Here is a 22,510-nt window from a genome sequence, read left to right as displayed (position 1 = left end):
CGAGGTGAAAGACATCAGCCCTCGAAGTTGGCCGCGACGAAGCGGTCGAGCAGGCGCACGCCATAGCCCGTCGCGCCCTTGGCATAGACCGGGCCGTCCTTGTCGGCCCATGCCATGCCCGCGATGTCGAGGTGCGCCCACCGCACGCCCTCGTCGACATAGCGCTTCAGGAATTGTGCGGCGGTGATCGATCCGCCTTCGCGCGGGCCGATATTCTTCATGTCGGCGATCGGGCTGTCGATCAGCTTGTCGTAGGCGGCCGACAGCGGGAAACGCCACAGCTTGTTGTTCGACGCGTCACCCGCCTCGAGCAGCTGCGCCGCCAGGCCGTCGTCGTTCGCGAACATGCCCGCATATTCATGGCCGAGCGAGATCACCATCGCGCCGGTCAGCGTCGCAAGATCGACGATCACCGCGGGTTCGTACACCTTCTGCGTCCAGGTGATCGCGTCGCACAGCACTAGGCGGCCCTCGGCGTCGGTGTTGAGCACCTCGACCGTCTGGCCCGACATGGTGGTAACGATGTCGCCGGGGCGCATCGCATTGCCGTCGGGCATATTTTCGACGAGGCCGACGACGCCGACGACATTCGCCTTCGCCTTGCGGCCCGCGATCGCCTTCATCGCGCCCGCGACCGCGCCCGCGCCGCCCATGTCCCACTTCATCATGTCCATGCCCGGTCCGGGCTTGAGGCTGATGCCGCCGGTGTCGAAGGTGACGCCCTTGCCGACGAAGGCGACGGGCTTGTCCCCCGCCTTGCCGCCGTTCCAGCGCATGGCGAGCAACCGCGGCGGGCGCGTCGAGCCCTGCGCGACACCGAGCAGCGCGCCCATGCCGAGCGCCTGCATCTGGCGTTCGTCGAGGATTTCGAGCTCGACGCCCAGATCGGCGAGGTGGCGGCAGCGTTCGACGAAGCTTTCGGGGTACAGGATGTTGGGCGGCTCGGCGACGAGCGTCTGGGTGAAGGCGACCCCGTCGGCGACCGCCTGCACCTCGGCCCAGCCGGCCGGCGTGCCGTGCGGCGACGCGATGACGATGCTGCGCAGGCTGGGCTTCGCCGTGTCGGCGAGACGGGTGCGATAGGTGTCGAGGCGCCAGTTGCGCAGGAGCGCGCCCGCCGCGAAAGCGAGCACGTCATCGGGATCGCTTTCGCCCGCGCTCGCGAAGTCGACATGGACCGTGGCGACGCCGCTGGTCTGGAGCTTCGCGGTCAGCGCCGCGCCGCCGCGCTCGAGGTCGTGAACGCTGCCCTCGCCGATGCCGACGAGCAGCAGCCGCTTCGCCTTGTCGCCGTCGATCGCCGCGGTTTCGGCGACCGCACCCGCCGCGCCGTCGAAGCGCGCCTGCGTCGCGGCGGCGCCGAGCAGCGCGCCGAGCGCCGCCGCGCCACCCTTGCGGACCGGAAAGGCGACGACGTCGGCCGATGCGTCGACTTGCGCGACAAACTGAATGTCCATCCTGTGACTCTCTTATGCGATGATTGATTGGAACGTGCCGGACCGATAGGGGTTTCGCTTGCGAGTTGCAAAAACAAAGCGGGCGGTCCAAGCGGGCTGAAGGCACCAATATATGGGACAAAGGCGGTAAATGAAGGGGACTTTGTTCCAGGGACGCGCGGCCCGGCCCTTGTGGTTTGCGACCGCCAGCGCCGCGGCGCTGCTCGCCGTCCCGGCGACGGCGCAGGATGATGTCCAGCCGCCGGTCGTTCCCGCACCGCAGGGCGAACCCGACCTCCAGACCCCCGACGTGCCGGCCGCCCCTGCCGATGCCCCGGCGGTCCCGAATAGCGAACAGGTGGGCTTTGCCGCCGACAACCTGAATTACGACAGCGACGCCGATGTCGTGGTCGCCGACGGCAATGTGCAGATGAATCGCGAAGCGATCCGGTTGCGGGCCGACAAGGTGACGTGGAACCGCAAGACCGGCGAGGTCGTCGCCGAGGGCGACGTCGCGATCACGAATCCCGAGGGCGACACCGCCTATGGCGACCGCATCGTCCTGACCGACTCGCTGCGCGACGGCATCGTCCAGAATATGCTGGTGGTGCTCGAGAACGGGTCGCGCCTCGCCGCGGTCAAGGGCACGCGCTTCGAGAATGGCAATATCGAGCTGGAGAACGCCGCCTACACCCCCTGCCCCGTCGAGACCGCAGACGGCTGCCCCAAGAAGCCGAGCTGGCAGATCCGCGCCGTGCGCGTCATGTACGACAAGGCGAAGAACAAGGTCCGCTACAAGGGCGCGCGGGTCGAGATTTTCGGGCTTCCGCTGATTCCGCTCCCCGGATTGAGCCATCCCCTCAACAACCAGTCGAGCAGCGGCCTGCTCGTCCCCGAGGTCCGCTTCGACCGCACCAACGGCTTCGAGATCGCGGTGCCCTATTATCTGCGCATCGAACCCGACCGCGACCTGACGCTGACCCCGCACCTCTATACCGGCGCGGCGCCGATGCTCGAGGGCGAGTTTCGCGCACTGACCGACATCGGATCGTTCCGCGTCAACGGCTATGCAACCTATAGTTCGGTCGTGCCGCTGACCGGCCCGCAGGTGCGCGGCGACGAAGATTTCCGCGGCTATCTGGAAAGCGCCGGGCGCTTCCAGCTCAGCCCGCGCTGGAGCGCCAGCTACTCGGGACGCATCGCGACCGACCGCACCTTCCTGCGCCGTTACGATATCAGCCGCGACGACCGGCTGCGTTCGACCTTCGAGGTCGAGCGGATCGGCGGCCAGAGCTATCTGTCCATCGCCGGCTGGGCGACGCAGACGCTGCGCGCGGGCGACAAGCAGGGGCAGCAGCCGATCGCGCTCCCGATCCTCGACTATCGCCAGCGGCTGACCGACCCGGTCTTCGGCGGCCAGTTCGAACTCCAGCTCAACACGCTCGCGATCGGCCGCACCGCGGGACAGGACACGCAGCGCGCCTTTGCCGGGGTGCGCTGGGACCTCCGGCGCCTGACGACGCTGGGGCAGGAAGTCACCTTCACCGCACTGGTGCGCGGCGATATCTATCACAGCGACCAGAATCTGCTCACCGACATCGCCGGCTATCGCGGCAAATCGGGCTGGGAGGGCCGCGGCATCGCCGCCGCGGCGGTCGACATGCGCTGGCCCTTCATCGGCGAATTCATGGGCGGGACCCAGACGCTGACCCCGCGCGTCCAGATCGTCGCGACGCCGAAGATCAAGAATCTCGACATCCCGAACGAGGATTCGCGCGCCTTCGACCTCGAGGACAGCAATTTGTTCGCGATCAACCGCTTCAACGGTTACGACCGGTTCGAGGACGGTGCGCGCATCACCTATGGCGTCGAGTGGAATTTCAGCCGCCCCGGATTCAACATCAACAGCATCGTCGGCCAGAGCTATCGCCTGTCGGAGAAGCCGAGCCTGTTCCCCGACGGCACCGGGCTGACCGACCGCACCTCGGACATCGTCGGCCGCACCACGGTGGCGTACAAGGATTTCCTGCGCCTGACGCACCGCTTCCGGCTCGACAAGGACAATCTGGCGGTTCGCCGCAACGAATTCGACGCGACGATCGGCAGCCGCTCGACCTATGCCGTGCTCGGCTATTCGCGCCTCAACCGCGACATATTGCTGCTCGGCGAGGATCTGCAGGACCGCGAGGAAGCCCGCGTCGGCGGACGCGTCGCGGTGGCAAAGAACTGGTCGGTCTTCGGGTCGGCGATCGTCGACCTCACCGGCCAGCGCGACGACCCGCTGGGCCAGGCCGACGGATTCGAACCGATCCGCCACCGGCTGGGCGTCGCCTATGACGACGAATGCCTGTCGATCGCTCTGACATGGCGCCGCGACTATATCGACACCGGCGACGCGAAGCGCGGCAACAGCTTCTCGTTCCGGGTCGCGTTCCGCAACCTGGGGTTCTGAACGCGGCGTCCGCCCACCCCGGCCTTCGCCGGGCGAGCGCTCAGTTCTGGCTGGTCGTGACCACCGTCTTGGGGATCAGCGCCTCGGCGGCGACGACCTTCTTCTCGGCGTTCGCGGCGATCGCCTTTTCGAGTGCGGCGACCTGCGGGCATTTGTCCTTGCACGCGCGCTGGGCCTCGGCGAGCTTTTCGCGCGCCAGTTCGAGCGCTCCCTTGTCGGCGAGCGCCTCGCCCTGCCCGGTCAGCGCCACCACGTCGTTGGGATCGAGGTTCAGCGCCTCGCGATAGAGGCCGATCGCCTTGCCCGGCAGTCCCTGCGCGCGGGCGACCTGCGCCAGCGCAACGATCGCCGAACGGTTGCGCGGATCGGCGGCGAGTGCGGCTTCATAGGCGTCGATCGCGCCGTCGAGATCGCCCGCGGCCTGCGCCTTCACGCCCTGTTCCTGGAGCGCCAGCGAAACCGGAAGAATGTCGTTGTCGGCGCGCTGCGCATCGGAGGCCGTGGGCAGGCTGGCAAGGACAAGACCCGCGCCGAGGGCCAGCAAACTGATGCGCATCGCATTCTCCCATCGCTTGATTGCCGGCGAAGCTAACATGGGCGTGTCAGCCGTGCGAGGAAAAATCCGTCGCAGCCGTCGTGCGCCGGCGTGAGCAGGAATCCCGCGCCCGCGGCGCGTCCGATGCCGTCCGGAAGATAGCCGCAATCGGCGGTCCAGCCCGGATGCCGGGTGATAAAATCGTCCACCTGTGCCCGCCCCTCGCGTGCGATGATCGAGCAGACAGCATAAAGGAGTTTGCCGCCCGGCGCCACCAGTTCGGCGCCGAGGTCGATCAGCTTCGCCTGATCGGCGAGGTGGCGTTCGAGCCGGGCGGGGGTGAGCCGCCAGCGCAGTTCGGGACTGCGGCGCCAGGTGCCGCTGCCCGAACAGGGCGCATCGACGAAAACCCGGTCCGCACGGCCCATCGCGTCGGCGAGCATCGCCGCCTCCTGCCCCGGGTTGAGCAGCCGGGTCTCGATGCGCGTCGCGCCGGCGCGTTCGGCGCGCGGGGCCAGCTGCTGGAGGCGTGCGCGGTTGGTGTCGCAAGCGAGGATCGCCGCGTCGTTCGCGGTGAGCGACGCGATGGCGAGCGTCTTGCCGCCGCCGCCCGCGCACAGATCGACGATCGTCTGCCCCGGCGCGGCATCGAGCGCCGCCGACGCATATTGGCTCGCGGCGTCCTGCACCTCGAAGGCGCCCGTGGCATAGGCGGGGTGCTGCGCCGCGGCGGTTTCGGGGGGCAGGCGCCAGCCGTCCGCGGCGCCCACGATCGCTTCGCCTTCGGGAAACAGCGCCGCAATCTCGTCGCGGCTGGCCTTCAGCCGGTTCGCGCGCAGATCGAGCGATGCGCGGGCGAGCATCGCTTCCGCCTCGCCGTCGCCGACCAGCGGGTCGAACAGCTCGACGAGCGCCGGCGGCGCGAGCCCCGTCTCGGCGCGCGGCTCACCGGCATCGATGGCCGCGGGACCATAGGCCGCGCCATCGAACAGCGCAGCAAGATCGGGATCGGTATCGGCGAGGACGAGCATCGCCGCCCGGCCCGACACCGGCGCCGAACGCACCGCGCGGATCGCGTCATAGACATGGCCGCGGATCGCACGGCGGTCCTTCGACCCTGCATAGCGCCGCGCGCGCATCGCCTCGGCAAAGATCGCGTCGGCCGGCGCCCCGCCCTCGCGCGCGGCAAGCGCGATGACATCTAGAATCTCGATCGCGGTCTGGATGCGCGCAGCGGGCGTCATTGGTTTCCCTTATCCCGTCATTGCAAGGAGCGCAGCGACGAAGCGATCTCCAGCTGTCGTTGCGAATGGGCGATAGCTGGAAATTGCTTCGCGACGCTCGCAATGACGGCCCCAATCACCCCACCGGGTAATTCGGCGCCTCGCGGGTGATCGCGACGTCGTGGACATGGCTTTCGCGCAGGCCTGCATTGGTGATGCGCACGAATTTGGCGCGCTCGCGCAGATCCCCCAGCGTACGGCTGCCGGTATAGCCCATCGCCGCCTTCACGCCGCCGACGAGCTGGTGGATCACGTCCTTCGCGGGTCCCTTGAACGGCACCTGCCCTTCGATCCCCTCGGGCACCAGCTTCATCTGGTCCTTGATGTCCTGCTGGAAATAGCGGTCGGCCGAGCCGCGCGCCATCGCGCCGACGCTGCCCATGCCGCGATAGCTCTTGTACGTCCGGCCCTGGAACAGGAAGGTCTCGCCCGGCGCCTCGGCGGTGCCCGCGAGGAGCGAACCGACCATCACGCTCGACGCACCGGCGGCGAGGGCCTTGGCGATGTCGCCCGAGGTGCGCAGCCCGCCGTCGGCGATCACCGGAACGCCCAGCTTCGACGCCGCCTCGACGCTGTCGAGGATCGCGGTGAGCTGCGGCACGCCGACGCCCGCGACGACGCGCGTCGTGCAGATCGAGCCGGGGCCGATGCCGACCTTGACGCCGTCGGCGCCGCAATCGATCAGCGCCCGGGTCGCGTCGCCGGTCGCGACATTGCCCGCCAGAACCTGGACGCGGTTCGACAGTTTCTTGATCTTCTCGACCGTCGCGCCGACGCCCTTGCTGTGGCCGTGCGCGGTGTCGACGACGATCAGGTCGCATTCGGCGTCGAGCAGCGCCTCGGCGCGTTCGATGCCGCTGTCGCCGGTGTTCGTCGCCGCCGCGACGCGCAGCCGGCCGCCCGCGTCCTTGGTCGCCTCGGGATAGTTGACCGCCTTTTCCATGTCCTTGACGGTGATCAGACCGATGCAGCGATAATCATCGTCGACGACGAGCAGCTTTTCGATGCGGCGCTGGTGGAGCAGCTTGCGCGCCTCGTCCTGCCCGACCCCGGGGCGGACGGTCGCCAGATTCTCGGCGGTCATCAGTTCGCGCACCGGTTGGCCGGGATTGTCGGCGAAGCGCACGTCGCGGTTGGTCAGGATGCCGACCAGCTTGCCACCCGGCTCGACGACCGGAATGCCCGAAATCTTGTGCTGCGCCATCAGCGCGGTCGCATAGGACAGCGGCGCGTCGGGGGTGATGGTGATCGGGTTGACGATCATCCCGCTTTCGAAGCGCTTCACCTGGCGCACCGCCGCCGCCTGCTCCTCGATCGTCAGATTGCGGTGGAGCACGCCGATGCCGCCGATCTGCGCCATCAGGATCGCCATGTCGGCCTCGGTCACCGTGTCCATCGCCGAGGAGAGGATCGGGATGTTCAGGCTGATCTCGCTGGTCAGCTGGGTCGACAGATTGGCGTCCGACGGGAGGATGTCCGACGGGCCGGGGACCAGCAGCACGTCGTCGAAGGTCAGGCCGGTGATGATTTCCATGAGCTGCCACTTTCTGCTTTTGGCGGCGCCTGCCCGGGGCGGAGGGGCGGCACGCGCGAGTCGTTTAGTGGCGGCCCATGTAACCAGTCGGGCGGCGGCGCGCCAGTGGGGGACGCACGAATATTTCGCGGTGCAGCAAGCCGGGCCGACTTCCTAACATAGCTTACTAACTGGACTTGCGGAGCGCCGCGGTTCGGTGCATCGCCCCTGCAACGAACGGGGTGACAGGATGATCGACTATCGGCAGGCGCTGGGCGCCGCGCAGGACTATCGGACCGCGGCGCAGGCCGCGCTGGCGGCGCGGCTCGCGAACGCCCCGATCGACCGCGAACAGCGCGCAGCGCACGGCTTTGCGTGGATCGCGACGACGGTCGCCGCGCTCGAAGCGACGCTCGACTGGGCCGAAGCCGCGGGCGATGCCAGTCGGGTCGACGCGCTGGTCGTGCGGCTCGCCTTCGCCGAGGGAATCGCGCAGCTCGTCGGCGGGCTGCCGATGGGCCAGAACGAGCTCAGCCGCCCAGCCGACCTGGGGCTGACGCGCGAAGCGGCGAAGCTGGCCGACGCCTGCGCCGCGCTGGTCGAGGCCGATCATGCCGCGGCACGCGCCGAGCTGACGCAGCTGTTCGCGGCCGGGCGATGGCCGAGCGAGACGTTCCACGACGCCGACCTCGACGCGATCCGCGAGCAGTACCGGCGCTTCACCGATGCCGAGATTCTGCCGCACGCGCACGGCTGGCACCTCGCCAACGCGCTGATCCCCGATACGACCGTCGCCGCAATGGCCGACCTCGGCACCTTCGGCGTGTGCATCCCCGAGGAATATGGGGGGCTCGGCCTCGGCAAGCTCGTCATGTGCATCGTCACCGAGGAATTGTCGCGCGGTTGGATCGGCACGGGCTCGCTCGGCACGAGGTCGGAGATCGCGGGCGAACTGATCGTGCTCGGCGGCACCGACGCGCAGAAGGCCGAATGGCTGCCGCGCATCGCGAGCGGGGAGATATTGCCCACCGCGGTGTTCACCGAACCCGACGTTGGATCGGACCTCGGCTCGCTCCAGACGCGCGCCCGGCGCGACGGCGATCATTGGGTCATCGACGGCGCCAAGAACTGGATCACCCATGCCGCGCGATCGGACCTGATGACCCTGCTCGCGCGCACCCTGCCTGACGCGAAGGGCTATGCCGGGCTGTCGATGCTGCTGGTGCCCAAGCCGCGCGGCAGCGAGGAAAGCCCCTTCCCCGCCGCTGGCATGACCGGCAGCGAGATCGAGGTGCTCGGCTATCGCGGCATGCGCGAATATGCGCTCCAGTTCGACGGGATGACCGCACCCGCCGACGCGCTGCTCGGCGGCGAGGAAGGCCAGGGGTTCAAGCAATTGATGCGCACCTTCGAGGGCGCGCGCATCCAGACCGCGGCGCGCGCGGTCGGCGTCGCGCGGCGCGCGCTCGAACTCGGGCTCGACTATGCGGTGACGCGCAAGCAGTTCGGCCAGCCGATCGTCCATTTCCCGCGCGTCGCCGACAAGCTGGCGATGAGCCTCGTCGACTTCGTCACCGCGCGCGAGCTTTCCTATGCCGCGGCGCGCGCCAAGGACGGCGGCAAGCGCTGCGACATCGAGGCGGGCATGGCCAAGCTGCTCGGCGCGCGCGCCGCCTGGTCGAACGCCGACGCGAGCCTCCAGATCCACGGCGGCAACGGCTATGCGATGGAATATGAGATCAGCCGCATCCTGTGCGACGCGCGTATCCTCAACATCTTCGAGGGCGCGGCGGAGATCCAGGCGCAGGTGATCGCACGCGGGCTCGCCGGGGGCCGCAACTGATGGCGGGCGGGTCCGCCCCGCCCCCTGCCCGCACCTCGCCGCTCGCCCCGTTCCGCTTTCCTGCCTTTCGCGCGATCTGGATCGCCAACCTCGCCTCGAACATGGGGTCGATGATCCAGTCGGTCGGCGCCGCCTGGCTGATGACCGAGCTGACGCAGTCGCACCTGCTGATCGCGCTGGTCAACGCCGGCGCGACGATCCCGATCCTGATGCTCGGCGTCTTCGCCGGTGCGATCGCCGACAATTACGACCGCCGCCGGGTGATGCTCGCGGCGCAGCTCCTCATGCTGCTGATGTCGGCGGGGCTCGCCGCCGTGACCTGGGCCGGCGCCATCGGGCCGCTCTCGCTGCTCTTCTTCACCCTCGCGGTCGGCTGCGGCACCGCGGTCAACTCGCCCGCCTGGCAGGCGTCGGTGCGCCAGCAGGTCGGGCACGCCCACCTGCCGCAGGCGATCGCGCTCAACAGCATCGCGTTCAACCTCGCGCGCAGCGTCGGCCCCGCGCTCGGCGGGCTGCTCATCTCGCTCACCGGTCCCGCGGCCGCCTTTGCGCTCAACACATTGAGCTACCTCGCGCTGATCATCGTCCTGCTGCGCTGGAAGCCCGAGACCGACCCGCCCCAAAAGACCCCGATGCTCGCCGCGATCGCGACCGGGCTGCGGTTCTGCGCGCAGTCGGACCCGGTGCGCCGCGTGCTGATGCGCGGTTTTTCCTTCGGGCTGGGCGCGGCCGCCTTTCAGGCGCTGCTCCCGTCGCTCGTCCGCGACCAGCTGAAGGGAACCGAACTCGTCTATGGCCTCTGCCTCGGCGCCTTCGGGCTCGGCTCGATTGTCTGTGCCTTGTGGGTCAGCGCGGCGCGGCGGCGCTGGGGAAGCGAAGCGGTGGTCGGAACGGCGACGCTGGGCTTCGCCGCCGCGATGGTCCCCGTCGCGCTGACGCAGGCGATTGCGGCGGTGCTCGCCGCGGCCTTCGTCGCGGGCATGGCGTGGGTCGGCACGCTTACGACGCTCAACGTCGCGATGCAGCTCCGTTCGCCCGACGCGATCCTCGGGCGGTGCCTGTCGATCTACCAGGCGGTGACCTTCGGCGCGCTGGCGCTCGGCGCCTGGCTGTTCGGGCTGGTCGCCGATCTGTGGTCGCTGCCCGCCGCGGTGCTCGCGGGCGGCGGCTGGCTCGCGCTGTCGGTGCCGGTATTGCGTTTCGCGGCGCCGATGCCGGGGCGCGACGAAGGACGTGTCGCGCCCTAGCTGCACGCCTCCGCGCTCGGCGGCGGCGCGTCATAGTGCGCGTCCCACCACGCCTTCCAGCGCGCCTCGAGCGCAGCGAAGGCGGTGTCGGACAGGCCATAGCTGGTCAGGATCACCATCCCGCGCCCGTGCGGCGCCGTATCCTTCACCGACTTGTCGGTGGCGATCAGCAACCCGTCGCCCCACCCCGGCACGGTGAGGCCGAGTTGCCAGGGAGTACGGTGCCACGCCATCCCTTCGACGACCTCCCCGGTCGGCAGGTCGGCGACGAAGGCGGCGCCGTCGGGGACATCGCGGAGCCCCGCCAGCCCGAGCGCGGCGATCGGGCCCGATCCGCCGGGTTTCGCATGCCCCTCGAAATAGAGCGTGCGCCGCGGAGCAATGTCGTGCCGCTCGATCGCAAGGCGGAGTTGCTGGACGAAGCTGATCCAGCCCTCGACCATATCCTCATAGATTCCGTCCCAGCTCTCGCCCGCGGGGGAGGCGCGCACGACGCGCAGGATACAGTGATCGGCGCCGCGCGGCTCGACCTCGAAACGGTCGGGCACCCCCTCGAACCACAGGATGCCCGCACCCTCGTCGGGGCGGGTGTGCTGAAAGAAGATATAGTCGACCTCTTCGGCCAGGCTCGGCGCGTCCCAGCCGAACCATTGGAGCAGCTTGTCGCGGTCGCGCAGCGCATCCCACACCGCGGCGGCGGGCGCGGCGATCGTCATTTCGACGAGGATGCGGTCGACGGTCGGCCGATCGGCAGCTTCGGTCATCTTGCGTCTCCTTTCAGTTGATCGCGGGCGGCTCGCGGGTTGCGGCGGCGGGATGGCCGGCGATGGTGACACGGTAGCGCCGCGCTTCGCCGGGCGACGCAAAATCGGCGGCGATCGCCGCCAGCGCATCGGCCACCCGCGCCGCGAAACACTCGATATCCGAGGGCCGCGCGAAGGCGACATCGGCCTCGACGGTGAAAGTCAGCAGACGGCTGCCTTCGTCGGCCGCCGCCTCCTGCATGCGCGATACGTCGCGGACGATCCCCGCCGCGGTGCGCACCAGGTGCGCGGCGGCAAAACGGTCCTGCTTGCCGGCCGCATCGGCGCCGGCCGGGGCGAGCAGCATCGGATCGATGAGCCAGGCGCCGCTGCGCGCCTCGAACAATGTTTCGGTGAAACCGCGGCGCTTGCGGGTCGATACGGCGCCAATCAGCCCCGCCTTTTCGAGCACGCGCAGATGATAGCCGATCTTCTGGCGCGGCACCCCCAGCGCCTCGGCGAGCCCCGCCGCCGAAGCGGGTTCGCGCAGCCGCGCCAGCAACTCGCGGCGCAGCGGCGACAGCGCCACCCGCGCGGTGCTGGCATCGTCCAGCATGGCAAGCGTCTCGTCCATGGGAGCTGGATATAATAGACAAATTATATTGTCAATTTGGGAAGGATTGGCGGTGGCGAAGGAGGGTTCGGAGACCGGAATGAGGTGGAAAGCGGATCTCCGCGACGCCGTTCAGAGCTTCGCCGGCTCTATACCAAAGTCCGTATAAATCTTCTCGAAAGTCCGAATGTCAGAGATGGGGGTCAATTCCTCAATGTTTTTCACGACGAGCCAGCGCATCCCGCCTTTTGTGGCGAACTTACATGTCGCCTTGATGCGCAACGGAACGAGGGAAAACCCAAACCTACTCGACGCCGCCGCCTTCACGATGCTCTGGTGACCGTCGTATCCAGCCGATATCGGAAAGATTTTCTCGTCGGAGCTGAGTCCGGCACTTCCATCTATCGGAGAAGCGAGAATATCCGCTGCGATCCGACCATTGTCGCACGCATCCTCACCTTTTCCATGGCCTACGGCGATTGCAAGTATGAAGCCGACAACCACAGCTAGAGCGAGGAAGATTGCATATAGTGGATTTTGGCGCTTCATGCAGCTCTCCGCCTTCTTGTAACGTAGGCGATTGCCCCAATGTCCGCAATCGGTCGCTTTTCGTCGCTCCTCCCGGTCGCGCAGCGATGGGGAGGTGACAGCCCGCAGGGCTGACGGAGGGGCGGCGTCGCGCGGCCTTTCAGCCCCTCCACCACACGCTGCGCGAGCGGTCCCGCTGGCGCTGTGCGCCGTCTTCGACTCCCCCAAGGCCTGCAGCCACAGGGAGGGTCGAAATCGTCAAATCGCGGACGGGGGCCGGAAGCCGGCGTCACCCGCTCAAGCGGCCCGCTTCATCGCGCCCGGCATGCCCTGCTCGTCGGCGCGCAGGGTCAGGACCGACACGCCCGAGGCGGTGACCGCGACGGTATGTTCGAATTGCGCCGACAGCGATCCGTCGCGGGTCACCACGGTCCAGCCGTCGGGTTCGGTGCGCACGCTCCGGCGCCCGCGGTTGAGCATCGGTTCGATCGTGAAGACCATGCCCTCGCGCAGCATGAGCCCCGTCCCGGGTTTTCCGAAATGCAGGATCTGGGGATCCTCGTGCATCTCGCGGCCGATGCCGTGGCCGCAATATTCGCGCACCACCGAATAACCGTTCCGCCGCGCGTGGCGCTCGATCGCCCAGCCGATGTCGCCGAGGCGCGCGCCGGGACGCACCGCCGCAATGCCCATCCACATCGCCTCATAGGTGGTCCGCACCAGCCGCCGCGCGGCCGAGTTCACCGTGCCGATCAGGTAGGTCTTGCTCGAATCGGCGATATAACCGTTCTTTTCCAGCGTGATGTCGAGGTTGACGATGTCGCCGTCGCGCAGCACCTCGTCGGCCGAAGGCACGCCGTGGCACACGACATGGTTCACCGACGCGTTGAGCACGAAGCCATAGCCATATTGGCCCTTGCTCGCGGGGCGTGCCCGAAGCTCGTCGACGATGAAGCGCTCGACCATCGTGTCGATCGCCAGCGTCGAGAGGCCGGCGAGCGGGATGCGGTCGAGCCATTCGAACACCGACGCCAGCAACCGGCCCGATTCGGCCAGCAGCGCCAGCTCCTCAGGCCGCTTCGTCACGCGGCTCCCCCGTCGTCGACGCCGCCGAAACCCCTGCCTCGCGCAGTTCGCGCGCGACGATTTCGGCAAAGCTCAGCGTCGGATTGGTCTCGCACAACAGGCCGATCCGGATCCAGTAGGCGGCCTGCGCATTGATCGAACGGCACGAGACCCGGCTGGCCCGGCGCAGCTGATCGTGCAGTTCCTCGTCGATGTTCACAATACCCATGCGAGTCTTCCGAATATATGATTCATATATGAACCATATGCAACGAAGCCGACAAGGGCAAGGTCGCGGTCGCAGCCGTGCGGCTACCCGCGTGCCAAATTGCGGTAGCCGTCAACCGGAAGCCGGTATCGCGGGTCAGATCAGCCCGGCGAGCGGGCTCGACGGATCGGCATATTTGCGCAGCCCCATGCGTCCGGCGCGATAGGCGTCGCGCCCCGCCTCGACCGCATGCTTCATCGCGCGCGCCATCAGGATCGGATCCTTCGCTTCGGCGATCGCGGTGTTCATCAGCACGCCGTCGCAGCCGAGCTCCATCGCCACCGCGGCATCGCTCGCGGTCCCGACGCCCGCATCGACGAGCACCGGCACCGACGCGCCCTCGACAATCAGGCGGATCGTCACGCGGTTCTGGATGCCAAGCCCCGACCCGATCGGCGCACCGAGCGGCATGATCGCGACCGCGCCCGCATCCTCGAGCTGCTTCGCGGCGATCGGATCGTCGACGCAATAGACCATCGGCAGAAAGCCCTCTTTCGCGAGCACCTCGGTCGCCTCGAGCGTCTCGCGCATGTTGGGATAGAGCGTCTTCGCCTCGCCGAGCACCTCGAGCTTCACAAGGTCCCAGCCGCCGGCCTCGCGCGCGAGCCGCAGCGTGCGGATCGCGTCGTCGGCGTTGAAGCAGCCCGCGGTGTTGGGGAGGTAGGTGATCTTTTTGGGATCGATGAAGTCGGTCAGCATCGGTGCGGTCGGGTCCGACACATTGACGCGCCGCACCGCGACGGTGACGATCTCGGCCCCCGACGCTTCGACCGCGGCCGCATTCTGCTCGAAATCCTTGTATTTGCCGGTCCCGACAATCAGCCGCGACGAAAAGGTCCGTCCGGCAACGCTCCAAGTGTCGGTCAACAACCGCCTCCTACAAAATGAACGATTTCGAGCGCATCGCCCTCGGCGAGCGCGACGTCGGCAAGCGTCGAACGCGGGACGATCGCGCGGTTGCGTTCGACCGCGACCTTCTTCACGTCGAGCCCCAGCGAGGCGACGAGATCGGCGATGCTGCCTTCGCGCACCTGCCGCGGGTCGCCGTTGAGGATGATCGAGATCACGTTGAAACCCACCTCGCTTTGCCTTTTGCCGAGCAGCCCATATAGGGGGCGCCATCGAGGCCGCAACCGAAAGCCCGCAACTTGACCGACCTGCCCACCGTCTATGTCCTCTCCGGCCCCAATCTCAACCTGCTCGGCACGCGCGAGCCGGAGATTTACGGGCATGACACGCTGAACGACATTCATGCGCGGCTGGAGGCGCAGGCGGCCGGCCTTGGCCTTCGCCTCGAATGCCGCCAGACCAACCATGAAGGCGTGCTGATCGACTGGCTGCACGAGGCTTATGTTGCGGGCGCCAAGGCGGTGCTGCTCAACGCCGGGGGCTATACGCACACCTCGATCGCGCTCCACGACGCGATCAAGTCGATCAAGGTGCCGGTGATCGAGGTCCATCTGTCGGATCCGATGAAGCGCGAATCCTTTCGGCATATCAGCTACATCGGCATGGCGGCGGTCGCGCATTTTGCCGGTCACGGCGCGGCGAGCTATACGCTGGCGCTGGACGCCGCCGCGTCTCTCTGACAAGAGGCCGATCAGAACAGGGGTCGAGCGCCGTCGCCACGGCGCCGCAACAGCAGGAACAGACACATGGGTGACCATAAAGAGCACGGCATCAACATCGATCCGGCCTTCGTCCGCGCATTGGCGGAACTTCTCGACGACACGCAATTGTCGGAGATCGAGGTCGAGGACGGCGACCGCAAGGTGCGCGTCGCGCGCACGCTGACCGCCGCCGCCGCGCCGCTGGCCTACGCCCCCGCCCCGGTAGCAGCTCCGGCCGCCGCGGCCCCGGCAGCAGCCGCGCCGGCCGCGCCCGCCGTCGACAGCTTCGCCGATGCGGTAAAATCGCCGATGGTCGGCACCGTCTACCTCGCCCCCGAACCCTCGGCGCCCAATTTCGCGACCGCCGGATCGACCGTCAAAGCCGGCGACACCATCCTGATCATCGAGGCGATGAAGGTGATGAACCCGATCACCGCGCCGACGTCGGGCACCCTCAAGGCCGTGCACGTCGAGAACAGCCAGCCGGTCGAATATGACCAGCCGCTGTTCACCATCGGCTGAGGCTGAAGGCAGATTTTGGCATGACCATCGAGAAACTGCTGATCGCCAACCGCGGCGAGATCGCGTTGCGCATCCACCGCGCGTGCCACGAAATGGGCATCAGGACCGTCGCGGTCCATTCGACCGCCGACGCCGACGCGATGCACGTCCGGCTGGCGGACGAGGCCGTCTGCATCGGCCCGCCCGCGGCAAAGGACAGCTATCTCAACATCCCGGCGATCATTTCGGCCGCCGAGGTCACCAACGCCAATGCGATCCATCCGGGCTACGGCTTCCTGTCGGAGAACGCGCGCTTCGCCGAGATCATCGAGGCGCATAACCTGATCTTCGTCGGGCCGAAGCCCGAGCATATCCGCACCATGGGCGACAAGGTCGAGGCGAAACGCACCGCAGTCGCGCTGGGCCTGCCCGTCGTTCCGGGTTCGCCCGGCGCGGTGACCTTCAGCGACGAAACCAGGGCGCTCGCCGAAGCGATCGGCTATCCGGTGCTGATCAAGGCCGCCTCGGGCGGCGGCGGGCGCGGCATGAAGGTCGTCGCCGACGCCGACAGCCTCGAAAGCCTGATGGGACAGGCCTCTTCGGAGGCCGCGGCCGCCTTCGGCGACCCGACCGTCTATATGGAAAAATATCTCGGCAACCCGCGCCACATCGAATTCCAGGTGTTCGGCGACGGCAACGGCAACGCCATCCATCTCGGCGAGCGCGACTGCTCGCTCCAGCGCCGCCACCAGAAGGTGCTCGAGGAAGCCCCCTCGCCCGTCATCTCGGCCGAGGAACGCGCACGCATGGGCAAGGTCTGCGCCGACGCGATGGCGAAGATGCACTATCGCGGCGCGGGGACGATCGAATTCCTGTGGGAAAACGGCGAATTCTTCTTCATCGAGATGAACACGCGCATCCAGGTCGAGCATCCGGTGACCGAGATGATCACCGGTTTCGACCTCGTCCGCGAACAGATCCGCATCGCCGACGGCCGCGGGCTGTCGGTGCGGCAGGAGGATCTCGAATTCCGCGGCCACGCGATCGAATGCCGCATCAATGCCGAGGATCCGCGCAGCTTCCTGCCCTCGCCCGGCAAGGTCACCGCCTATCATCCCGCGGGCGGCATGCACGTGCGCGTCGATAGCGGACTCTACGCCGGCTATTCGATCCCGCCCTACTACGACAGCATGATCGGCAAGCTGATCGTCTATGGCCGCAGCCGCGAAAGCTGCATGATGCGGATGCGCCGCGCGCTCGAGGAAATGGTCGTCGGCGGGGTCAAGACGAACATCCCGCTCCACCAGGCGCTGCTCGCCGACCCCGACGTCATCCACGGCGATTATACCATCAAGTGGCTCGAGGAATGGCTCGCGCGCCAGGACGAAACCGCCGCCTGAACCTCGCTGCACGCCCGCGACCCCGGCACGAGCCGGGGTCCGCGGCGGCACGACGAGCTGTGCCCCAGCTCACTTTCACTGGGGCGGCTTTTTGGCTATGGGCCTAGGCCTATGGTCAAACGCTCCCCCCTCGCCGCCCCCCTGCTGCTCTCGCTGACGCTTGCCGCCGCCCCCGCGCTCGCCCAGACCAACGTCAAGGAGGATTCGGTCGTCCTCCAGCCCGACAAGGTCACCGACGATGCGCCCGAGGTCGAAAGCGCGGACGAGGCCAACCTGCCGAACTGGTCGAAGGGCAACGCCGAAACGCTGCTGCGCGTGATCGAGGGCATCGGCGCCGAGGGGCTGTTCGCCAAGGACTACAATCCCGAAGGTCTCGCCGCCGCGATCGTCAGCGACGATCAGGCGCGGCTCGACCGCACCGCCACCGACGCCTTCCTGCTGCTGGCGACGCACCTGCGCGACGGCCGCACCCCCAACGCCGCGCGCAAGCAGTGGTTCATGGTCGACAGCGACGCCGATCACATGCCGCTGATCGCGCTGCTCAACCAGTCGCTGGTCGCGGGCACGGTGGCCGAAACGCTCGCCGCCTTCGATCCGGTCCACCCCGATTTCGCGGCGCTGAAGGCCGCGCTCGCCACCGCCAAGACCCCCGCCGACGCCAATGTGATCCGTGTCAACATGGAACGGTGGCGCTGGATGCCCCGCGACCTCGGCAAGCGCTATATCGTCAGCAACGTCCCCGAATATCTGACCCGCGTCGTCCACAGCGGCAAGATCATCGCGACGCACAAGGCGGTCGTCGGCAAGGCATCGACCCCGACGCCGCAGCTCAATCCGATGGCGACCGGCGTCATCGTCAACCCGACCTGGACGCTGCCGCGCAGCATCATCAACGAAGGCATCGGCGCGACGATCGCGAACAATCCCGCCTCGGCACGCGCGCAGGGCTACACCTGGACGGGCAGCGGCAAGACACTGTCCGTGGTGCAAAAGGCCGGCCCGAACAACGCGCTCGGCGTGATGAAGCTCGAAATGCTCAATCCGCACGCGATCTACCTGCACGACACCCCGTCGAAGGGCGCGTTCAACGCCGCCGCGCGCGCGTTCAGCCACGGCTGCATCCGCACCGAGCGCGCGCTGCACTTCTCGGGCCTGATGGCGGTGATGTTCGCGGGCAAATCGCCCGAGGAATTCGGCGAGGCGATCGCGAGCGGCGCAACGACGCGCTTCGGCTTCGACGACCCCTTCCCCGTCTATGTCGCCTATTGGACGGCGATTCCGGGCGACAAGGGCGGGGTGAAGAAGCTCGCCGACATCTACGGCCGCGACGCGCCCGTCGTCGCGAGCTTCGCCAAACCCGGCCGCCCCGCCGCGTCGATGATCGCCCCCACCGTGGTGCCGACGATCGCGAGCGCCGCGGGCAAGGCCAGCGGCGGGCAGTGAGCCGATCCTGAAAGCGAAGGGCCGGAACGGGGTGGGAGCGAAACTTGCTCCACCCATTTTCGTCATCCCGGACCTGATCCGGGATCCATTCCTTCAACGCTGCAGGAGACCCCGGATCAAGTCCGGGGACGAAATCAAGGAAGATCGGGTTCCGGTCGCCTGCCGCTGATCCTCCCCGCCGCGCGGCGATGCGGAGGATTCACAAGCGCGCCGGCCGACGCGCGACCAGCCGCGCCGGCTCAATCGGCGGTTTTGGGAAGGCTGCCCTGCTGCGCGTGGGTACGGATGATATTCTCGGTCCCCGGCGCCGGAATCTCGAACGGCGGCGGCGCCGGCGGCGCGACGCTCAGCTTGTCGGCGAACAGCAGCCGCCCCGGGCCGAGCTTGTAGAGGATCTGCGGCAGCAATTCCTCGCCGAACACGAAACAGCCCTCGCTGCGCCCCAGCTTGCCCTGCGTCGCGATCAGCGACGGTTCGGCGTACCAGGCGCCGTGGACGACGATCGCCCGCACGTCGGCATTGTTGTTGTCGGGTTCCAGCCCCGCGAGGCGCATCGACGAGCCGTTGGCACCCCAGTAATAATCGCTGGTGCGATAGGCGCCGCGCGAGGTGGCGAGGCTGCCGACGCGGTTCGAAAAGCTCTTGAGCCAGCCGTCGTGCTGCGGGTCCGACCCGCGGCCGTGGGTGACGGGGTACATGTCGACGCGCCCTGCGACCATGTCGACCAGCGCGAAGCGCGGCCGCGACGACGGCAGGCCGAAATCGACGATACCGACGCGGTCGCCCTGCGGAATGTTGCGCCCCTGCATCGCGAGCTGGCGCTTCGCGACGGCGAGATAGTCGACCGCGGGCTGCGCGCCCGGCAGCGACTGCACCCATCCGGGCATCTGCGCGCGGAGCGGCATCGCGGCCAATGCTCCCGCACCGGCGGCCGCTGCTCCCAGCATCGATCGGCGATCGATCATCTTGTTCACTTGCAACCCAACCCCGTCTGCCGCCCGTGGCGATCCCTCTTGGGGTCATTAGCCGCAGCTTCGCCCCGAAAGGCAAGCAGCTTCATCGTCGTCATGCCGCCAGTTGTGGCATATTCGCCATGAACAGCGGGTTTACATCGCCGGTCCCGGCACGATAGAGCCGCGCGCATGAAAGCGACCATCTGGCACAACCCCGCATGCGGCACCTCGCGCAAGACGCTGGCGATTCTCGAAGAGACGCCGGGCGTCGAGGTCACCGTCGTCGAATATCTGAAGCAGCCCTACACCGCCGGCAAGCTGGAACAGCTGTTCAAGAGCGCCGGCATCGGCGCCCGCGACGCGCTGCGCCTGCGCGGCACCGACGCCGAGGAACGCGGGCTGAAGGATGCCGACGAAGCGACGATCATCGCCGCGATGGCCGCCAACCCCGCCTATGTCGAACGCCCCTTCGTCGAAACCGACAAGGGCGCGCGGCTGTGCCGTCCGCAGGACAAGGTGCACGAAATTCTTTGACGGCGACCGGGTGGAAACGTCCGCTATGGGGTGGGGAGCGGACTGGCCGCTCCTCCCTGTCGCGCAGCGATGGGGAGGTGGCAGCGCGAAGCGCTGACGGAGGGGCCGACGCCGTCAGGCGTCGCGCGACCTTTCAGCCCCTCCACCACGCCCTGCGGGCGCGGTCCCCCTCCCCATGGCTTCGCCACAGGGAGGATTGAACGTCCGCAACCGGGCGCTTCCCGCCAATCCTCCCTGTCGCGCAGCGATGGGGAGGTGGCAGCGCGCAGGGCTGACTGAGGGGCCGACGCCGTCAGGCGCCGCGCGGCCTTGCGTTCGCTTCGCCGGGCCTCCTACGCTGCCCACTCCGCCGGGTCATCCTCCTCGCCGATGAGCGCCAGCCCGTGCGCGATCGAGGTCAGCTCGCCGCCGGTCGCGATCCGCTCGCGCCCGAACCGCCGCGCGAACAGCGCGCGGATCGCCGGGATCATCGACGATCCGCCGGTCAGGAACACCCGGTCGATCGTTTCGGGCGCGGCCTGTGCCCGCACCAGCGCCGCGTCCATCGCCGCCTCGACGCGATGCAGATCGTCGGCGATCCAGCGCTCGAAATCGGCGCGGCGCACCGATGCCGAAATTTCGACCCCGTCGCTGCGAAAGGCGAAATCGGCCTCCTCGGCATCGGACAGCGCGCGCTTGAGCCGCCCGACCGCGTCGTAGAGCGGGAAACCCTGCTCGTGCTCGATCAGCGCGATCATCCGCCCGATCGGTTCGGGATCGACCGCGTCGCGCTGCAACCGCCGGAGTTCGTCGAGCGTGCGGCGGTTGCGCATCAGCGCGAGGCGCGACCAGTCGGCGAAGTCGGCGAAATAGCCGCCCGGGATTTCGAGCAATTTGTCGAACGAGCGATAGCGCCCGCCCTTGCCGAGCAGCGGCAGCACCAGCCGGTCGACGATGCGGTAGTCGAAGCGGTCGCCCGCGATGCCGATCCCCGACGAGGCGAGCGGCACACAGCGCCGCGGCGCGCCCGGTTCAGCGACGCGGACGATCGAAAAGTCGGTGGTGCCGCCGCCGAAATCGGCGACGAGGATCGTCGCGGGCTCGGTCAGCCGCGCGGCATAGCTGTGCGCGGCACCCAGCGGTTCGTGGACATAATATATCTCGGTCCCGAAGGCTTCGAGCATCGCGTCGTAGCGCCGCCGCGCCAGCTCGGGGTCGGGGCGCGCGCCGGCATATTCGACCGGCCGCCCGACGATCACGCGGCGCGGGCGCGTGTCGAGCCGCCCGCCCGCGTGCGCGACGAGCCGCTGGAGGAACAGCCGCCCCATGTCCTCGAAGCGATAGGGGCGATTGAAGATCAGCGCGCGTTCGAACGACGCGCTCGCCGCGACGCTCTTGAACGACTGGACGAAGCGGCTGTCGAGCGGTGACTGGAGATATTCGGCGATCGCCCACGGTCCCGCCTCGTGCGCGATCCCCTGCCAGGCGCACTCCTCTTCCCAGAAGCAGAGCGCCGAGCGGAACACCGCGCCGGTGGCGTCGTCGCCCGCATATTCGACCAGTTCCGACCCGCCGCATCCGTCGGCGAGCGCGACGACGCTGTTGGTCGTCCCGAAATCGAGGCCGAGCGCGGTTGCGCTCGCGGTCGCGTCGCGGGTCATGGGATGCTCCTGTGCGGTCGGGCTGCGCGGGGCCGGCGCCTATTGCACAGCCGCCGGCGGGCGGCAAGCCGCGCGGGACCGCTCGCCGGTACGCACCGGCCGGCCTGTCAGGGCCGGAATTCCTTCTTGTCCCACGGCGACCCGCGATCGCCCGCCGCACCGGCCTTCGCCGCGGGACAGGGCGTCAGCACCGCGGGTTCGGGCTCGCGCAGCGTGAAGACGCCGTCGTTCAATATCTCGACCGCGCCCGACGCCGACCGCCGCGCCATCACCGTGATGCAATAATCGCCGTGATGCGGCCAGATCGCCTCGAACTGCGCCGCAGGAACCGCGATATCGGTACCGCTCTTGACGTCAAAAGGGTCGATCTCGAACGAATCGCGCCGGCCGCGCCGGCCGTGGCTGGCGTAAGTGATGGGGTAGCTGGTCGGGTGATATTCGGCCGACGACAGCCCGAACGCGTGCCAGTCGGCGATGCGCCACGCGGCCTGATCGCCGACAAAGCCCGTCATGACCGGCAGGAACAGCAGGATCGCGAACTTCTTCAAAGCGCCCATCGGTTCAGCGGGCCGCGCGACGGTGAACAGCGCCAGCAGCACCCCGACGATCAGGCCGATCCCGCGCATGACGTTGCGGAGCGTCTCGTCGATCGGCGTGATCAGCGACGTGCCCGACAGCATCGCCTCGATGCACAGCATCCCCAGCAGCCCGCCGAAGCCATAGCCCGCCAGCCGCAGCGGCGCGATGCGTCGCCCCGTGTCATCGGCAGCGAAGACGTGAGCCGGCGATGCATTCGCACTGCGCGGCGGGGATGGTGCATCCGTCAGCGACGCGCGGCGACGTCCGAAACCGCCGCCCGTCAGATCACCCCGTCGTTCCATCGCCGCGCCCCTTTCCGGGACG

22 protein-coding genes are annotated in these 22,510 nt (G+C 68.2%); 8 read left to right on the top strand and 14 right to left on the bottom strand.

The annotated features are described in order from the left end of the window. Positions 1-14: 14 nt before the first annotated feature. Complete coding sequence (locus EAO27_RS04285) at positions 15-1,457, bottom strand: leucyl aminopeptidase (protein ID WP_242777445.1); 1,443 nt, start codon at positions 1,455-1,457, stop codon at positions 15-17. A gap of 130 nt (positions 1,458-1,587) precedes the next feature. Between EAO27_RS04285 and lptD the strand changes: the two genes are divergently transcribed. Continuing rightward, complete coding sequence (gene lptD / locus EAO27_RS04280) at positions 1,588-3,888, top strand: LPS assembly protein LptD (protein WP_242777442.1); 2,301 nt, start codon at positions 1,588-1,590, stop codon at positions 3,886-3,888. Positions 3,889-3,928: 40 nt separating this feature from the next. On the opposite strand, the gene EAO27_RS04275 is transcribed toward lptD, so the two are convergent. The 3 genes from EAO27_RS04275 to guaB all read right to left on the bottom strand — a co-directional run bounded on the left by EAO27_RS04275 (position 3,929) and on the right by guaB (position 7,240). After that, positions 3,929-4,444 carry a tetratricopeptide repeat protein gene (locus tag EAO27_RS04275; RefSeq protein WP_242777440.1) on the bottom strand — a complete coding sequence of 172 codons (516 nt, stop codon included), beginning with the start codon at positions 4,442-4,444 and terminating at the stop codon, positions 3,929-3,931. Positions 4,445-4,476: 32 nt separating this feature from the next. Then, entirely contained in the window at positions 4,477-5,667 is a 1,191-nt protein-coding gene (locus EAO27_RS04270; RefSeq protein WP_242777438.1) for an RsmB/NOP family class I SAM-dependent RNA methyltransferase, read from the bottom strand. 115 nt (positions 5,668-5,782) lie between these two features. After that, entirely contained in the window at positions 5,783-7,240 is a 1,458-nt protein-coding gene (gene guaB, locus EAO27_RS04265) for an IMP dehydrogenase (RefSeq protein ID WP_242777436.1), read from the bottom strand. Between the two features lie 229 nt (positions 7,241-7,469). On the opposite strand from guaB, the gene EAO27_RS04260 reads away from it, so the two are divergent. Continuing rightward, entirely contained in the window at positions 7,470-9,062 is a 1,593-nt protein-coding gene (locus EAO27_RS04260; protein ID WP_242777434.1) for an acyl-CoA dehydrogenase family protein, read from the top strand. Continuing rightward, positions 9,062-10,309: an MFS transporter gene (locus EAO27_RS04255; RefSeq protein WP_242777432.1), complete on the top strand. Its 1,248-nt coding sequence runs from the start codon at positions 9,062-9,064 to the stop codon at positions 10,307-10,309. Before EAO27_RS04260 ends, EAO27_RS04255 begins: the two co-directional genes overlap by 1 nt. Here the strand turns inward: EAO27_RS04255 and EAO27_RS04250 are convergent. From EAO27_RS04250 to thiS, 7 genes are all read right to left on the bottom strand, one after another. Then, complete coding sequence (locus EAO27_RS04250; protein ID WP_242777430.1) at positions 10,306-11,073, bottom strand: hypothetical protein; 768 nt, start codon at positions 11,071-11,073, stop codon at positions 10,306-10,308. The genes EAO27_RS04255 and EAO27_RS04250 overlap by 4 nt on opposite strands. A gap of 13 nt (positions 11,074-11,086) precedes the next feature. Further along, a complete protein-coding gene (locus EAO27_RS04245; RefSeq protein WP_242777429.1) occupies positions 11,087-11,686 on the bottom strand; it encodes a helix-turn-helix domain-containing protein in 600 nt (199 codons plus the stop codon). 111 nt (positions 11,687-11,797) lie between these two features. Beyond that, entirely contained in the window at positions 11,798-12,214 is a 417-nt protein-coding gene (locus EAO27_RS04240; protein ID WP_242777427.1) for a hypothetical protein, read from the bottom strand. Positions 12,215-12,490: 276 nt separating this feature from the next. Continuing rightward, entirely contained in the window at positions 12,491-13,279 is a 789-nt protein-coding gene (gene map / locus EAO27_RS04235) for a type I methionyl aminopeptidase (protein WP_242777425.1), read from the bottom strand. Further along, positions 13,263-13,487: a ParD-like family protein gene (locus tag EAO27_RS04230; RefSeq protein WP_242777423.1), complete on the bottom strand. Its 225-nt coding sequence runs from the start codon at positions 13,485-13,487 to the stop codon at positions 13,263-13,265. The genes map and EAO27_RS04230 overlap by 17 nt, the downstream gene beginning before the upstream one ends. A gap of 135 nt (positions 13,488-13,622) precedes the next feature. Beyond that, positions 13,623-14,393: a bifunctional sulfur carrier protein/thiazole synthase protein gene (locus EAO27_RS04225; protein WP_242777421.1), complete on the bottom strand. Its 771-nt coding sequence runs from the start codon at positions 14,391-14,393 to the stop codon at positions 13,623-13,625. Beyond that, positions 14,390-14,605 carry a sulfur carrier protein ThiS gene (thiS, locus tag EAO27_RS20960; RefSeq protein WP_242777419.1) on the bottom strand — a complete coding sequence of 72 codons (216 nt, stop codon included), beginning with the start codon at positions 14,603-14,605 and terminating at the stop codon, positions 14,390-14,392. The genes EAO27_RS04225 and thiS overlap by 4 nt, the downstream gene beginning before the upstream one ends. Before the next feature lie 69 nt (positions 14,606-14,674). On the opposite strand from thiS, the gene EAO27_RS04215 reads away from it, so the two are divergent. From EAO27_RS04215 to EAO27_RS04200, 4 genes are all read left to right on the top strand, one after another. Then, positions 14,675-15,115, top strand: coding sequence for a type II 3-dehydroquinate dehydratase (locus EAO27_RS04215; RefSeq protein WP_242777417.1), 441 nt, complete (start codon positions 14,675-14,677; stop codon positions 15,113-15,115). Positions 15,116-15,181: 66 nt separating this feature from the next. Further along, on the top strand, positions 15,182-15,658 hold the full coding sequence (gene accB, locus EAO27_RS04210) for an acetyl-CoA carboxylase biotin carboxyl carrier protein (RefSeq protein WP_242777415.1): 477 nt from the start codon (positions 15,182-15,184) through the stop codon (positions 15,656-15,658). 20 nt (positions 15,659-15,678) lie between these two features. Then, on the top strand, positions 15,679-17,037 hold the full coding sequence (gene accC, locus EAO27_RS04205) for an acetyl-CoA carboxylase biotin carboxylase subunit (RefSeq protein ID WP_242777413.1): 1,359 nt from the start codon (positions 15,679-15,681) through the stop codon (positions 17,035-17,037). A gap of 111 nt (positions 17,038-17,148) precedes the next feature. Then, a complete protein-coding gene (locus EAO27_RS04200) occupies positions 17,149-18,480 on the top strand; it encodes a L,D-transpeptidase family protein (RefSeq protein ID WP_242777411.1) in 1,332 nt (443 codons plus the stop codon). Between the two features lie 239 nt (positions 18,481-18,719). Here EAO27_RS04200 and EAO27_RS04195 read toward each other — a convergent pair whose 3' ends face one another. Further along, positions 18,720-19,445: a murein L,D-transpeptidase catalytic domain family protein gene (locus tag EAO27_RS04195; RefSeq protein WP_242777408.1), complete on the bottom strand. Its 726-nt coding sequence runs from the start codon at positions 19,443-19,445 to the stop codon at positions 18,720-18,722. Between the two features lie 177 nt (positions 19,446-19,622). Between EAO27_RS04195 and arsC the strand changes: the two genes are divergently transcribed. Further along, the gene (gene arsC / locus EAO27_RS04190) at positions 19,623-19,967 is read left to right on the top strand and encodes an arsenate reductase (glutaredoxin) (protein WP_242777406.1); all 345 of its coding nucleotides are present in this window, start codon (positions 19,623-19,625) and stop codon (positions 19,965-19,967) included. Positions 19,968-20,299: 332 nt separating this feature from the next. Here arsC and EAO27_RS04185 read toward each other — a convergent pair whose 3' ends face one another. Continuing rightward, positions 20,300-21,607 (bottom strand): Hsp70 family protein, encoded by a 1,308-nt coding sequence (locus EAO27_RS04185; protein ID WP_242777404.1) that lies wholly within the window; start codon positions 21,605-21,607, stop codon positions 20,300-20,302. Positions 21,608-21,714: 107 nt separating this feature from the next. Then, positions 21,715-22,488: a hypothetical protein gene (locus EAO27_RS04180; protein WP_242777402.1), complete on the bottom strand. Its 774-nt coding sequence runs from the start codon at positions 22,486-22,488 to the stop codon at positions 21,715-21,717. Between the last annotated feature and the right edge of the window lie 22 nt (positions 22,489-22,510).

Origin of the sequence: Sphingopyxis sp. YF1 (assembly GCF_022701295.1) — a bacterium.
Lineage (GTDB): Bacteria > Pseudomonadota > Alphaproteobacteria > Sphingomonadales > Sphingomonadaceae > Sphingopyxis.
The sequence above is the reverse complement of the archived record's forward strand: the minus strand, read 5'-3'. Positions and strand labels throughout refer to the sequence as shown.

Bases quoted from the DNA above. Each gene is read 5' to 3' on its own strand.
- EAO27_RS04270 (WP_242777438.1), bottom strand. From the start codon at position 5,667: ATGACGCCCGCTGCGCGCATCCAGACCGCGATCGAGATTCTAGATGTC.
- EAO27_RS04275 (WP_242777440.1), bottom strand. From the start codon at position 4,444: ATGCGCATCAGTTTGCTGGCCCTCGGCGCGGGTCTTGTCCTTGCCAGC.
- EAO27_RS04185 (WP_242777404.1), bottom strand. From the start codon at position 21,607: ATGACCCGCGACGCGACCGCGAGCGCAACCGCGCTCGGCCTCGATTTC.
- EAO27_RS04260 (WP_242777434.1), top strand. From the start codon at position 7,470: ATGATCGACTATCGGCAGGCGCTGGGCGCCGCGCAGGACTATCGGACC.
- EAO27_RS04285 (WP_242777445.1), bottom strand. From the start codon at position 1,457: ATGGACATTCAGTTTGTCGCGCAAGTCGACGCATCGGCCGACGTCGTC.
- EAO27_RS04255 (WP_242777432.1), top strand. From the start codon at position 9,062: ATGGCGGGCGGGTCCGCCCCGCCCCCTGCCCGCACCTCGCCGCTCGCC.
- arsC (WP_242777406.1), top strand. From the start codon at position 19,623: ATGAAAGCGACCATCTGGCACAACCCCGCATGCGGCACCTCGCGCAAG.
- EAO27_RS04250 (WP_242777430.1), bottom strand. From the start codon at position 11,073: ATGACCGAAGCTGCCGATCGGCCGACCGTCGACCGCATCCTCGTCGAA.
- accC (WP_242777413.1), top strand. From the start codon at position 15,679: ATGACCATCGAGAAACTGCTGATCGCCAACCGCGGCGAGATCGCGTTG.
- accB (WP_242777415.1), top strand. From the start codon at position 15,182: ATGGGTGACCATAAAGAGCACGGCATCAACATCGATCCGGCCTTCGTC.
- guaB (WP_242777436.1), bottom strand. From the start codon at position 7,240: ATGGAAATCATCACCGGCCTGACCTTCGACGACGTGCTGCTGGTCCCC.
- EAO27_RS04180 (WP_242777402.1), bottom strand. From the start codon at position 22,488: ATGGAACGACGGGGTGATCTGACGGGCGGCGGTTTCGGACGTCGCCGC.
- lptD (WP_242777442.1), top strand. From the start codon at position 1,588: ATGAAGGGGACTTTGTTCCAGGGACGCGCGGCCCGGCCCTTGTGGTTT.
- EAO27_RS04230 (WP_242777423.1), bottom strand. From the start codon at position 13,487: ATGGGTATTGTGAACATCGACGAGGAACTGCACGATCAGCTGCGCCGG.
- EAO27_RS04195 (WP_242777408.1), bottom strand. From the start codon at position 19,445: ATGATCGATCGCCGATCGATGCTGGGAGCAGCGGCCGCCGGTGCGGGA.
- EAO27_RS04245 (WP_242777429.1), bottom strand. From the start codon at position 11,686: ATGGACGAGACGCTTGCCATGCTGGACGATGCCAGCACCGCGCGGGTG.
- EAO27_RS04200 (WP_242777411.1), top strand. From the start codon at position 17,149: ATGGTCAAACGCTCCCCCCTCGCCGCCCCCCTGCTGCTCTCGCTGACG.
- EAO27_RS04240 (WP_242777427.1), bottom strand. From the start codon at position 12,214: ATGAAGCGCCAAAATCCACTATATGCAATCTTCCTCGCTCTAGCTGTG.